This is a genomic window from Heyndrickxia faecalis, from assembly GCF_040267745.1.
GTDB lineage: Bacteria > Bacillota > Bacilli > Bacillales > Bacillaceae_C > Weizmannia > Weizmannia faecalis.
This window is the reverse complement of the sequence record NZ_CP158453.1, coordinates 2049844-2062961: the sequence shown is the minus strand read 5'-3', so window position 1 is coordinate 2062961 and position 13118 is coordinate 2049844. Positions and strand designations below refer to the sequence as shown.

The window sequence follows — 13118 nt, the reverse complement described above, 5'->3', positions numbered from 1 at the left end:
CAATGAACAGATAGATAATACTCACGATTGCCAATATATAAGGTATCGAAAAGGAAATAATCGGATTGTGTATGATCGTAAGTAGGTCTTGTACACCTGCTGATAAAAAAAACGAAAACAAGGAAAAAATCAATGAAACCACAAAGAAATTCGTCTTTTTTGATGACAAAATGATCACCTCTATTCGACTCTACAGTTATACTCCATTATATACCATTACAATAAATAAGGGCTTGCTGAACGAATCCAATTTTGACTTTGTCTCAATATATAGAAGAATGGTGTATCTGTGAAAATGCGTCAAGCTGCCTTCTCTATACATTGAATCAGCTTTCGAGTGCAAGCTTTTTCTGGATTCCATTGAAAACGATATCCAGTGGGTGAAAGAAAAAGCTGGAAAGGCGGAATCAGATGCTTAGAGAAAAAGGCCAGGCGTATGACACCCCTGACCTCATCCGTAAAATAAAATTTGACAAAGAAAAGCAGCATTTGGATGCATAATACATTAGTAAGTTGTATGCTTTGATGACGGGGTCTCAAAAGCCGTTACCTTCCTCTATTTTATACCGCCCGGGCACGCGCAGTTTTTAAGCTGAGCAGAAAGAAAAATGCGCTCACTGCAACTAAAACAGCTGACAGGATAAGAAAACGGGCTGTTGACATGCCGCTTGCGAACACAACGCCGAGCACGACCGATGACAGGATCGAGCCTAAATACCGGCATGTTTGGAAAAGGCCGGAGCTTGTGCCAACCATGGCTTCAGGCGATTCGTTCAGCATTGCCGCCTGCAGCGCAACATTGCCGATCCCGTAACCGATACCGAGGATAAACAGGATCACACCCATCAGCCAGACCGAGGCATGGATAAAGAAAACGGCCATGAAAACGGCGCCGGCAATCATAGTCAAAGCACTGATCCGGATCGGTCCGGCGGTTCCGGCACGGTCAATCCATTTACCCGAAACGAGGGAAATGAGGATGCTTGCGCCGGACATAAAGAGCATCATGAACCCGCTTGTGTGCACGCTGAAATGAAGCCCGTCCTGGTAGAAGCTCGGCAGTCCGAAGAATAAGCAGTAATTAAATAAATTCAGCACGATGAATTGCAAATACACAACAGAAAGGGAACGGTGCTTGGATAAAAAGCGGACATCAATAAACGGGCGGCCTGTTCTGGCTTCATAGATCACAAATAGGACAAGCAGCACAATGCCTGCCACACCCGTCCAAATATGGACAGCCGACTCCAGTTCCAACAGAAAATACAGAAGCAGTACAAGCCCGGCCGCAAATAAGAAAATGCCGGTCCAGTCGAGCTCGTGCACAACATCTTTGAAAGAAGCATGTCTGTTCTCCGGATCTTTCGGGAAGATAAACCAGCCAAGTAGAAAACTAATCACGATAAAAGGGAAGTTCACGAGAAAAATCGACGGCCAGCCGCCAATCCCGATTAAAATTCCGCCGGCAGTCGGTCCGAGCGCCGTCATGGCAGACGCAAAAATGGACAAAACAGCAAGCGCAGAGGCTTGGTTTTCATGAATATGGGTACGAATCAGTGCGACACCGGACGGATAAATAGCACTGGAACCGATCGATTGGAAAAGCCGCATGAGCAGCAGCACGAAAAAGGCCGGGGCAAGCGGCGCACCGATTGCCGAAACGGCAACAAGCAAAAGCCCTGCAAGAAACATTTTTTTGCGCCCGATCATATCGCCGATTTTTCCGGTCACAGGCTGGGCGACCGCGCTTGCCAAATAAAAGGATGAAATGAGCCACGACACAGTTGAAAAACTCAAATGGAAATCTTTTTGAATGCTGTGAAGGGCGAGCGAGATCATCGATGAATTCAGCGGGTTCAGCATCGTACCAGATGCAATGGCTGTTAAAAAAACCGTTCTTTTCGATAAAGGCATCACAATCCTCCTCGCTTCAGATGAAAGCCTTCTTTCTAGAGCATATCTTTTACCTTGTCTTCCACGTCCATTCAAAACAGAAGTATCATACAACAAATATTTCGGGGGTGCAAATATTATGTCAGTGAAGGTCCGCTTTTCTAAGCCCGCCTTTTTCGTGCAGCTGAAACAAGCCATCCTGAGTGCTCTCCCAAGCCGCAAAACCAGCCAAAACTGCCGGAAAGCACCTGCTTAGTAAACTTGAACCCCAGCAATGAAACAAAAGCGGTTTGTCCTGTAAGAATGCTTCAACCCTTTACGTGAAGCATTCCAGTTTGCGATTTCCGTTTTTTCTGTCATAATAAAGAAACAAAAACAAGAAGAATTGAGGTAGGAACATGAACGTTAAAATCAATCGGAATGCCGCAAAAATGTTTAAAAAAATATTGGAGGAGGAAGATGCGGAAGGAAAAATGATCCGCGTCTTTGTGACCGAGATGCACGGCGACCATGCCCATTACGACATCACGCTGGATACACCGGGAGAACATGATGAAATTGTCAAAACGGATAAGGGCATTGATATTTTACTTGATTCACGCGAGCCGTATTTGGACGGCATCTGGATCCAGTATTTTTACGTGCCGCAGGAAGAATTCGTCATTACAAACCCGAGGATTGAACGCGAACACGGTCATCACCATCATCATTGATTTTTTTTATGTTGAAAGGCAGTGCTTTTTAAATTGGCCAGCCATCAGGCGATGCACATTTTGAAAAAGGGGATGAACAAGATGAAGCATCATCCGGTTTTACTGTTGTCTTACGGAGAGAAAGAAGGCGGATAGAGACAGAAATGACGGGAGGAGGACGACGGTTTGTTTAGTGTATTGGGGAAATTAGGGTGGTTTTTTAAAGCCTATTGGAAAAGATATGCGATTGCAGTGCTTGCGCTTTCAATTGTTAACTTGTTGGAAGTGCTCCCGCCGATGATTCTCGGCGATTCCATTGATAAAATATTCACCGGGGAAATGACAGCACACATTTTTTCCCTCTACATCGGCGTCATGCTGGCGATTGCAGCTGCCCTTTACGGCCTGACCTATATATGGCAGTATAACTTGTTTGGCGGGGCGTTTATCGTGGAAAAAATGCTGCGGTCCCGGTTAATGAACCATTTTTTAAAAATGGCGCCTCCTTTTTTTGAGCGGAATCGTACGGGCGACTTAATGGCGCGGACGACGAATGATTTGCGGGCGGTGTCCCAGACAGCGGGTTTCGGGATTCTGACGCTTGTTGATTCAACCATGTATATGCTGACCATTATTCTGACCATGGCCGTGCTGATCTCCTGGAAGTTAACGCTCGTTTCGATCTTGCCGCTTCCGTTTCTGGCAGCCGGCATTAAAGTGCTGGGAGAGAAAATTCATAGACGTTTTACTGTTGCCCAGGACGCCTTTGGGGATTTAAATAACCGGGTGCTGGAATCGGTTGCCGGTGTCCGCGTCATCCGTGCCTATAACCAGGAAATAGCGGACGAAACAAGATTCCAGTCGATGACGGAAGACGTTTATCAAAAAAACATTGCGGTCGAAAAAATTGACGCGCTTTTTAATCCGCTGACAAAAATCATTACCGGGATGAGTTACACGATCGGCCTTGCTTACGGCACTTATCTCGTTTTTCACCAGCAAATTACACTCGGAAATCTTGTTTCCTTTAATGTCTATTTGGGCATGCTGACATGGCCGATGTTTGCGATTGGGGAATTGATGAATGTCATGCAGCGCGGCAATGCTTCACTTGACCGTGTAAATGAAACGTTGCGGCATGTGGAAGATGTAAAAGACCCGGAAGCCCCGAAAACGGTTGAACAGCCGGATATCATAGAATTTGCCGATTATACTTTCCGCTATCCAAAATCGCGGGAAGAGAACCTGAAGCATATTCATTTAAAGATCAAAAAAGGGGAGACGATCGGGATCACCGGTAAAACCGGCAGCGGGAAAACAACGCTGATCAAACAACTGTTGCGCGAATATCCGCTTGGAAGCGGCCGGCTGCTTGTCTCCGGTGTTCCAATTGAACAATTGACCAAAGAGGAAGTATTAAGCTGGATCGGGTATGTGCCGCAGGACCATGTGCTTTTTTCCAGAACGGTGAAAGAAAACATCCTGTTCGGTACCGATTCGGCCGGGGAAGCGGAACTGCAAAAAGCGATCCGGACTGCATCACTTGAAAAAGATATCGAGATGCTCCCGGACGGACTTGAAACGCTTGTCGGTGAAAAAGGGGTCGCTTTATCAGGCGGGCAGAAACAGCGGATCTCGATTGCACGGGCGGTCATAAAAGATCCGGAAATTTTGATCCTGGATGACGCGCTGTCCGCTGTCGATGCCAAGACCGAGGCGTCCATTATTGCGAACATCCGGAAAGAGCGGAAAAATAAAACGACCATCATCGCGACCCACCGGCTGTCGGCGATTGAACACGCCCAGTGGATTGTCGTCCTCGATAACGGCCGGTTCACGGAGGAAGGGACGCACGAACAGCTGTTGAAAAACAAGGGCTGGTATTACGAACAGTACATGCGCCAACAGCTCAAGTCCCGTGAGGAGGTGGAAGCATAATGGCTGCAAAACGGCTTTTCCGCTATGCGATGAACTTTAAACGTTCCATTTTGATTGCGCTCGCGGCCCTTATGGTTGCCGTTGGGGCGGATGTGTTCAGCCCGATCGTGGCAAAAACGATGATTGACCGCCATATCACCGGCATTGAAAGCGTATGGGTGGAGACCCATGATGCCCGCCAGGCGGTTTCTTATCACGGCCGCCATTACAAACGGCTTGTTTATGCTTCCGCTGAGGAGAAAAAAGGGAAGAAGCGGACGATTGTCCAGGCAGGAAGAAACTTTTATTTCGTAAAAGGCCGTGTTGAAACCGGCGGGAAAAATACGTACCGGGACGGAAAACTGTATATGACCTATAATGGCAAAACGGCTTCTTACCGGGCGGAAAAGATATCCTATGCGGGCGTGCTCCGCTTTTACAGCCCGGAAATCCCGTATATTTTGAAACTGTTAATCTTGTATTTCGGCCTTTATGTTGTGTCGGGATTCGGCCAGTTTACGCAATATTTTTATTTGCAAAAAGCTGCAAACCGGATTATCCAGAAAATGCGGAATGACCTTTTTATCCACTTGCAAAAATTGCCGATCCCATTTTTTGACAACCTGCCGGCCGGAAAGATTGTCTCGCGCATCACCAATGATACGGAAGCCATCCACGAATTGTATGTGGCTGTGCTGTCAAACTTTTTCAGCGGCCTGGTTTATATTGCCGGCATTTATATTGCAATGTTTTTGCTCGACTGGAAACTTGCGCTTGTCTGCCTGTTGTTAATGCCAATTTTATGGCTGTGGATGCGGGTATACCGGAAGTTTGCCCAGCAGTACAACCGGATGATCCGTTCGAAAGTGAGCGAAATGAATGCCATGATCAATGAGTCGATCCAGGGCATGCCGGTCATCCAGGCTTTCCGGCGCGAAAAGCAAACGAAGGAAACCTTTGAACAGCTGAATCGGACGCATTTTAAATACCAGAACAAAATGCTGGTGTTAAACGCCTTGTCGTCCCATAATTTAACCGGCATTTTAAAAAATCTCGTGCTTGTGGCGTTTCTCTGGTATTTCGGGCACAGCGCCCTTTCCGGTTTGTCAGCCGGGCTCTCCGTCGGCCTTTTGTATGCCTATGTGGACTATATTAACCGGCTGTTTAACCCGATCAGCAATATTGTCAACCAGTTCAGCAATCTTGAGCAGGCGCTTGTTGCCGGCGAACGTGTTTTCAGGCTGCTGGACGAAAAAGGCGAGGATGCGGAGGCGAAATCCGTACCGCGCTTTAAAGGGCATGTGGAGTTCCGGCACGTCTTTTTCGGCTACAAAGAAAACGAATATGTGCTGAAAGACATTGACTTTGAGGCAAAGCCGGGTGAAACGGTCGCGCTTGTCGGCCATACCGGATCCGGGAAAAGTTCCATTATGAATGTGCTGTTCCGTTTTTACGACTGTAATGAAGGAGAAATCCGGATTGACGGGACGGATATCCGGTCGCTTCCGCGGCAGGCCGTCCGTGAACATATGGCGATCGTGCTGCAGGACCCGTATTTGTTTACCGGCACGATTTATTCAAATGTCAGCCTCGGGGACCCGCGGATTACAAGAGAAAAAGCGGCTGCCGTGTTAAAAGCGGTCGGCGCCGATCAAGTGATCGGAAATCTGGAAGAAGGGCTCGATGAACCGGTCTTTGAAAAGGGGAGCACTTTATCGAGCGGGCAGCGCCAGCTCATCTCGTTTGCCCGCGCACTTGCTTTTGACCCGGCTATCTTAATTCTTGATGAGGCGACGTCCAATATTGATACGGAAACGGAATTGGCCATCCAGCATGCCATGGATGTCCTGAAAAAAGGAAGGACCACGTTTATCATTGCCCACCGGCTTTCCACCATCAAAAATGCCGACCAGATTTTGGTGCTGGACCGTGGCCGGATTGTGGAACGCGGAAGCCATGAAGAGTTAATGGAAAGAAAAGGGAAGTATTATCAAATGTACCAAATGCAGCATTCAGGCGGAACGGAAGCAGCCGGATAAATCCGCAATGTGAAGCGGAGTCTGTACTATAACAAACGGGCAGGGAAATTCTCTGCCCGTTTTATTTTTTCTTTAATTGTTCCTGCGCCATCCGGACCAGTTCTTTCACCATGTTTCCGCCGATCGGCCCGCCGATTTTTCCGGCCTGTTCAGCCGTCAGTTTGCCGTTATAGCCTTTTTGAAGCGGAATGCCGCGTTCACTGGCCACCTCGTATTTGATATCGTCCGGGTGGTCCGTATCGGTACGATATCCTTCTTTGGCCATCACTTCGGTTTTGAACCGGTCAAGCGCGCTCCTTGATTCTGCGATAAGCGGTTTTCTTTTTCGTTTTGGCATGCGGATTCCCTCCCCTTGGGATGCGGATGGCCAGCTGCCTTTATGCGCCGGGGAGAAAAAACGAAAAATGATTTTTTTTGAAAAAATCATACAGGATATTTAAAATCTGTATGGAATATTTGTATAATAAGAACTGTAATAATACAGCAAATCAAAAAGGGAGTATGCAACGTGAAAAAAGCAGTAATTGGTGCATTGCAGATCGGTTTGCTCTGGGTCATTTACGAAATCGGGCTGGAAGCAGTCAAAATCCTGCATTTGCCGGTACCGGGGAATGTATTTGGCATGCTGGTGCTGTTTCTTTTATTGATCACGGGCATTTTGAAGCTGCAGTGGATCGATACGGGCGCAACATGGATTTTAAAACATTTATCCTTCTTTTTTATTCCGATTTCCGTCGGGCTGATGTCGCTCGGTTCATTTTTCCTCCATAATGGCGTGGTGCTGACCGTAATACTGGCTGTCAGCGCGGTAGCCGGCATTGTAGGGACGGGGATGTCCGCCCAGCTTTTGGCAAGGGGGCGTGAGGCAAGCCATGAGCAGCAGTTACGCCGTGACACTTTATAGCATTTTCATCACCGTTTTCGTTTACCTGCTGTCGTTGCGGTTATCGAGAAGGTTTCCTTCCCCGTTCACAACGCCTGTATTTTTCAGTACGGTGGTATTGATCGTGCTATTGGCCGCAAGCCATATATCCTATAAAGCGTATCTTCCCGCAAAAGGGGTCATGACCTATTTTCTCGGCCCGGCCACCGTTGCGCTGGCTGTGCCGCTTTATAAAAACAGGGCGATTCTTGCGCGCTATTTTCTGCCGGTTGTCGGCGGCATTCTTTCAGGCAGCATGCTGACTGTCGGGACCGCCCTCGCCCTGGCCAAAATTTTCCAGCTGTCGCACAATATTTTTGCTTCCCTTGCCGTGAAATCCGTCACCGTGCCGGTTGCAAGCGAGGTAGCAAAAATCATCGGCGGCAATGAGGTGCTGGTTGCGGGGTTTGTCATGATTACCGGGATGATCGGTGCCATGTTCGGCCTGAAGCTCTTAACTTTGGCGCGCGTCCACGACCCGGTATCACGAGGCCTTGCGCTCGGCACGATTTCCCATGGGATTGGAACGGGGGAAGCCGTGAAGGAAGGAGAACTGCAAGGTGCCGTATCAGGGGTGGCGATGGGGATGGCCGCCATTTTAACTTCTTTTATCCTGCCATGGTTGTTCTAAACCGGGATAAACATATATTACAGCTAAAGGGGTAGATACTGATGATGAAGACACCGCTTCTGCTTTCTACTATGATCGAGAGGGCTGAACGCTATTTTCCCGAAAAATATGTCATTTCACGTACACACACCGGGATTCAGCGGATTCCGTATCGTGAAATTGCAAAACGGACACGCCGGCTTGCCAGTGCGCTGGAAAAACTCGGGATGAAAAAAGGAGACCGGGTTGGTACGTTTGCATGGAACCACCACCGCCATTTGGAGGCCTATTTTGCCGTGCCATGCCGCGGGGCTGTCCTTCATATGGTCAACATCCGTTTGTCAGAAGACCATCTCACCCATGTCATTAACCATGCGGAAGATAAAATTTTGCTGATCGATGAAGATCTCGTCCCGGTGATTGAAAAAATCCGGGATCGCCTGAAAACGGTCGAGCATTTTATCATTATGAGCGATGAGAAGGCGGTTCCGGAAACTACCTTGTTTCCTGTCTCCTCTTATGAAGCCATCCTGGAAGAAGGCGATGAGCGTTATCCGTTTTTACACGACCTTGATGAACATGCGCCAGCCGCGATGTGCTACACGTCGGCAACAACCGGCTATCCGAAAGGGGTTGTCTATTCCCACCGCGGCCTTTATTTGCACAGCATGGCGCTCGGGCTTAGTGACCAGCTCAGCGTTCAGGAACGCGACATCGCCATGACGGTCGTTCCGATGTTTCATGTCAATGCCTGGGGGCTTCCCTATGCAGCCACCTGGTTCGGGGCAACCCAGGTGCTGCCGGGGCCTTCTTTTACACCGGAAATTCTCGCACAGCTCATTGAAAAAGAAAAAGTCACGATGACAGCAGGCGTCCCGACGATTTGGATCGGCATGCTGAAAGTGCTGCAGGAAAAGCCGTATGATATCAGCAGCCTGCGCCTGATCGTAAGCGGGGGTGCGGCATCGCCTAAGGGATTGATCCGTGCTTACGAGGAAACGTACAAAGTGCCGTTTATGACCGGCTACGGGATGACGGAAACGACCCCGGTTGTTTCGTTGGCCACGTTAAAAAGCAGCATGGATCATTTTACCGTGGACGAAATGGTGGATGTGAGAGGAAAAACCGGGCTGCCTGTTCCCGGCGTTGAAGTGAAAGTCGTCAATGAGAACGGAGAAGTACCGTGGGACGGAAAAACAATGGGGGAACTGATCGTAAGAGGGCCGTGGATTGCGGATGAATATTACAATGACGAGCGTACGCAGGAAGCATTCAGGGATGGCTGGCTGTATACCGGAGATATTGCAGTCGTGGATCAGGAAGGGTACCTAAAGATTACCGACCGGACAAAAGACCTGATTAAAAGCGGCGGCGAGTGGATTTCTTCCGTCGAACTTGAAAACGCTCTCATGTCGCACGAAGCGGTCTTTGAAGCAGCCGTCATTGCCGTTCCCCACCCGAAATGGCAGGAACGCCCGCTCGGCTGTGTGGTTTTAAAAAGCGGATATGAAAACAAAATCACGTCCGCGGAACTAAAAGATTATTTAAAAACACAATTTGCCTCATGGTGGGTCCCTGACGACATTTTGTTTATGAAAGAAATCCCGAAAACGTCTGTCGGCAAGTTTTTAAAACGGGCATTGCGCGAACAGCTGCAAGACCATTATGCAGGCGTGCAGTAATGCATGCGGGAAAAAGCCGGAATCTTCCTATGGATTTCGGCTTTTTCATTCGATAATATAAAGGGGAGAGGTTTTAACGGAAAGACGAAAGGATTCAAATGGAAATGCCCAAAACATGGAAGAAAAAGAAGCGGAACCGGGGTAAAACGTGGATCGTCCTGCTTATTCCGGTCATCGTGTTAAGCGCCTATTTTATTTTCGAAGAGAACATCCAGAAAAAAACGAATCCCCAAATCCCTGAAAAATATTTGTCCATCTATTTGGAAGCAGAGAAAATATACGGGGTTCCCTGGTATGTGCTTGCCGCTCATCACCGGGTGGAAACCAGGTTTTCAACGATGAAGCCGATGGTCTCGCCGGCCGGCGCCCAAGGCCCGATGCAATTTATGCCGTGCACATTTGTCGGCTGGAAACATCCGTCATGCAGCGGCCTTGGAAAAGGAGACATCCCGAAAAATGAAGAAACGAACCCGGCTGTCATAAAAAAATACGGAGGATTTGGCGTCGATGCGGACGGGGACGGGAAAGCAGACCCGTTTAACGATAAAGATGCGATTTTCAGCGCGGCAAATTATTTGTCGAAAAACGGGGCGGCAAACGGGCAGATTCAAAAAGCGGTTTTTGCGTATAACCACAGCCGTAAATACGTGTCCGAAGTGATGCATTATGTACACCTTTATCAAAAAGAAGGTTTAGAAAAAGCAAGCAAGTAAAAAAGGGCGGTTCTGGCCGCCCTTTTTTACTGTTATGCTTTTCTTGCTGTTCTTAAAATAAAGCTTAACACAAAGACGAGAATGATGGCCCCGATTAAAGCAGGTATGATGGCCATCCCTGCAATATGCGGCCCCCAATTCCCGAAAATTGCGCCGCCAAGCCATGCACCGACAATCCCAGCAATAATATTTCCGATAATTCCGCCTGGGATGTCCCGGCCCATGATCAATCCTGCAAGCCATCCGATAATCCCACCTACGATTAAATATAGAATAAACGACATTTTCACATTCCTCCTGTTAACTTAAGTTTCATGTCTTTTTATCGAACTTGGTGTACTTATTACCTTTTTTGTACCAGACTAAACATGGGCAGGCGTATTCTAAAACGTCTAAAATGACAAATATGCGGAACTTTTCAGGGGAAAGCGGGAAATCCTCCGGTTTGAAGTTTATAGATCATGCCCGGGATTGTGCTTTTGCCTTGAATGATTCCGGTTTTTAACCTTTTTTGAGCCGCTTAACGGTTCCGGCTGCCCGCTGTTGTTTGCTTTTGGCTGGTTTCTGCGTATATCATTTCCGTCGTTTTTATTTACCATTTTCATCCCTCCAACTATACAATTTGCTTTTTGTAAAGCGGTTATACAGCATACCATGAAAAAAATTGAACATACTATCGTTTGAAGGAGAGATGACAATGCCTTACCATAAAGACAAACAGCAGGCGTTCCAAGCGGCCGAGCAGCACATGGCCCTGACGGAAGACATCTTGCAGAATGTAGAGATGGGAAGTGAAGACGCCGGGCACCAGCTCGCCCATTTGAAAGAAGAAATCAACGAAACGTACCAAGAGATCGAAAATGCACTCGAAGTGGCGAGCGAAACGCAACGGGTGCAATTGGAACAGTTCCGGCGCGATTTGGATACAATCGTAAAACATACAGATTTGCATTAAAGCGGGGAGGAGGATCCCTGCTTTTTTTCATCTGCGCCCGGATCTGGTATAATATAGAATGGTATCAAGCCTGCGACCGGGCGGGGTTCATACATATGAAAAATAATAAACAGGAGGGAATCGAAATGGCTTTGCCAAATTTTGAACAGAATTTACAAAAATATGCGAAATTGCTCGTGACAAAGGGCATCAATGTAAAGCAGGGCGACTGGGTAAAAGTATATATTGCAGTCGACCAGGCAAAACTTGCGCGCCTTGTCGTAAAAGAAGCGTATGCACTAGGCGCGGAAAAAGTAATCGTCGAATGGTCGGATGATGAAATTACAAAACAGCATTATCTGAATCAGCCGCAGGAAGTGCTGACACATATTCCGGATTACAAAATTGCCGAGACGGAAGACCATGTGCTCAACCATAAAGTGAGCCGGCTGTCTATTCTTTCAAGCGATCCCGGCCTGCTCAATGATGTCGATCCGCACAAAGTGGCCGCTTATCAAAATACAGCAGCTAAAGCTTTCAAAGCGCAGCGGGTTGCCACGCAAAATGACGATATCAAATGGACGGTTGCTGCAGCGGCGGGGGCCGGATGGGCAAAAGCAGTATTCCCGGATTTAGAAACCGAAGAAGCACAAGTCGATGCGCTTTGGGATCAGATTTTTAAAACATGCCGTGTCTACGCGGACGACCCGGTTGCCGCCTGGGAACAGCATAAACAGACGTTAAATGAAAAAGCGGCGAAGTTAAACGACATTCAATTCGATGCCCTTCATTATACGGCGCCGGGGACGGACCTTACACTCGGCCTTCCGAAAAACCATATTTGGGCCAGTGCGGGCAGCGTGAACCCGAAAGGCGAAGAATTCATTGCCAATATGCCAACGGAGGAAGTGTTTACTGCACCGGATACGCACAGGATGGAAGGCGTCGTGCGCAGCACAAAACCATTAAGTTATGCAGGCACTTTAATCGAAGGCATTGTTGTCCACTTTAAAGACGGGAAAATCGTCGATATTTCTGCTGAAAAAGGCGAAGAAGCGATCAAAAAACTCGTGTTTGAAAACGAGGGTGCAACAGGGCTCGGGGAAGTTGCGCTTGTACCGGATCCGTCGCCGATTTCACAGTCCGGCATTACATTTTTCAATACATTGTTTGACGAGAATGCCTCGAACCACCTGGCCATTGGTGCAGCCTATCCGACAACGATCCAGGGCGGCACGAAAATGAGCGAAGAAGAACTGTTAAAACACGGCATGAATGTCTCCAATGTCCACGTTGACTTCATGATCGGCTCTGCTGATATGAATATTGACGGCATCAAGCAGGATGGAACCGTTGTGCCGGTATTCCGCAATGGGGACTGGGCCATCTAAAGAAAAACATTAATATTATATTGATAAAGATTCTCAATGGGCAAAACAAAGAAATCAGCCCATAAAGCTGATTTCTTTGCCATCCCATGCTACTGGTTTTTCTTGCGTTTTTTGTTAAACTGTCTTTCTTTTTCCGTTAAAGGCTCGTTTGAAAATTCTTCATTGTATCCGGCGCCTTTCCCTTGCGCTTTTGCCGCATTCATGCCCGGCCGGATATGGTTTGCTTTCTGTCTTGTCACAAGGCTCACCTCCCTGGCCACAGTTTCAGTATGTTGAATAAAGGAAAAATCATACCTTGCCGATAAATTTTTTGAAAACCAAACGA

14 protein-coding genes are annotated in these 13118 nt (G+C 47.8%); 9 read left to right on the top strand and 5 right to left on the bottom strand.

Annotation, left to right across the window (positions count from 1 at the left end; genetic code table 11):
* Positions 1 to 561 precede the first annotated feature (561 nt).
* The gene (locus tag ABR335_RS10050; protein WP_014098371.1) at positions 562 to 1914 is read right to left on the bottom strand and encodes an MFS transporter; all 1353 of its coding nucleotides are present in this window, start codon (positions 1912 to 1914) and stop codon (positions 562 to 564) included.
* A 377-nt stretch (positions 1915 to 2291) separates the two neighbouring features.
* On the opposite strand from ABR335_RS10050, the gene ABR335_RS10045 reads away from it, so the two are divergent.
* The 3 genes from ABR335_RS10045 (at position 2292) to ABR335_RS10035 (ending at position 6541) form a co-directional block, all read left to right on the top strand.
* Positions 2292 to 2606 carry a heme biosynthesis protein HemY gene (locus ABR335_RS10045; RefSeq protein ID WP_013859293.1) on the top strand — a complete coding sequence of 105 codons (315 nt, stop codon included), beginning with the start codon at positions 2292 to 2294 and terminating at the stop codon, positions 2604 to 2606.
* A gap of 165 nt (positions 2607 to 2771) precedes the next feature.
* The gene (locus tag ABR335_RS10040) at positions 2772 to 4523 is read left to right on the top strand and encodes an ABC transporter ATP-binding protein (protein ID WP_061565328.1); all 1752 of its coding nucleotides are present in this window, start codon (positions 2772 to 2774) and stop codon (positions 4521 to 4523) included.
* Complete coding sequence (locus ABR335_RS10035) at positions 4523 to 6541, top strand: ABC transporter ATP-binding protein (RefSeq protein ID WP_035188943.1); 2019 nt, start codon at positions 4523 to 4525, stop codon at positions 6539 to 6541. The genes ABR335_RS10040 and ABR335_RS10035 overlap by 1 nt, the downstream gene beginning before the upstream one ends.
* A 61-nt stretch (positions 6542 to 6602) precedes the next feature.
* Here ABR335_RS10035 and ABR335_RS10030 read toward each other — a convergent pair whose 3' ends face one another.
* The gene (locus ABR335_RS10030; RefSeq protein WP_017550841.1) at positions 6603 to 6878 is read right to left on the bottom strand and encodes an alpha/beta-type small acid-soluble spore protein; all 276 of its coding nucleotides are present in this window, start codon (positions 6876 to 6878) and stop codon (positions 6603 to 6605) included.
* A gap of 171 nt (positions 6879 to 7049) precedes the next feature.
* Here ABR335_RS10030 and ABR335_RS10025 point away from each other — a divergent pair, with 171 nt between their 5' ends.
* The 4 genes from ABR335_RS10025 to ABR335_RS10010 all read left to right on the top strand — a co-directional run bounded on the left by ABR335_RS10025 (position 7050) and on the right by ABR335_RS10010 (position 10468).
* Positions 7050 to 7445, top strand: coding sequence for a CidA/LrgA family protein (locus ABR335_RS10025; RefSeq protein WP_017550842.1), 396 nt, complete (start codon positions 7050 to 7052; stop codon positions 7443 to 7445).
* Complete coding sequence (locus tag ABR335_RS10020) at positions 7414 to 8094, top strand: LrgB family protein (protein ID WP_014098366.1); 681 nt, start codon at positions 7414 to 7416, stop codon at positions 8092 to 8094. The genes ABR335_RS10025 and ABR335_RS10020 overlap by 32 nt, the downstream gene beginning before the upstream one ends.
* A gap of 41 nt (positions 8095 to 8135) precedes the next feature.
* A complete protein-coding gene (locus ABR335_RS10015) occupies positions 8136 to 9755 on the top strand; it encodes a long-chain fatty acid--CoA ligase (RefSeq protein WP_017550843.1) in 1620 nt (539 codons plus the stop codon).
* 104 nt (positions 9756 to 9859) lie between these two features.
* Entirely contained in the window at positions 9860 to 10468 is a 609-nt protein-coding gene (locus ABR335_RS10010; RefSeq protein WP_350346157.1) for a lytic transglycosylase domain-containing protein, read from the top strand.
* Between the two features lie 32 nt (positions 10469 to 10500).
* Here ABR335_RS10010 and ABR335_RS10005 read toward each other — a convergent pair whose 3' ends face one another.
* Both ABR335_RS10005 and ABR335_RS10000 read right to left on the bottom strand, forming a co-directional pair.
* Positions 10501 to 10752, bottom strand: coding sequence for a GlsB/YeaQ/YmgE family stress response membrane protein (locus ABR335_RS10005; protein ID WP_017550845.1), 252 nt, complete (start codon positions 10750 to 10752; stop codon positions 10501 to 10503).
* A gap of 168 nt (positions 10753 to 10920) precedes the next feature.
* Positions 10921 to 11067 (bottom strand): small acid-soluble spore protein P, encoded by a 147-nt coding sequence (locus tag ABR335_RS10000; RefSeq protein ID WP_014098363.1) that lies wholly within the window; start codon positions 11065 to 11067, stop codon positions 10921 to 10923.
* 98 nt (positions 11068 to 11165) lie between these two features.
* Between ABR335_RS10000 and ABR335_RS09995 the strand changes: the two genes are divergently transcribed.
* Positions 11166 to 11423 carry a hypothetical protein gene (locus tag ABR335_RS09995; RefSeq protein ID WP_014098362.1) on the top strand — a complete coding sequence of 86 codons (258 nt, stop codon included), beginning with the start codon at positions 11166 to 11168 and terminating at the stop codon, positions 11421 to 11423.
* Between the two features lie 125 nt (positions 11424 to 11548).
* Complete coding sequence (locus ABR335_RS09990) at positions 11549 to 12793, top strand: aminopeptidase (RefSeq protein ID WP_014098361.1); 1245 nt, start codon at positions 11549 to 11551, stop codon at positions 12791 to 12793.
* Between the two features lie 89 nt (positions 12794 to 12882).
* Here ABR335_RS09990 and sspO read toward each other — a convergent pair whose 3' ends face one another.
* Positions 12883 to 13032: a small acid-soluble spore protein O gene (gene sspO, locus ABR335_RS09985; protein WP_013859306.1), complete on the bottom strand. Its 150-nt coding sequence runs from the start codon at positions 13030 to 13032 to the stop codon at positions 12883 to 12885.
* Between the last annotated feature and the right edge of the window lie 86 nt (positions 13033 to 13118).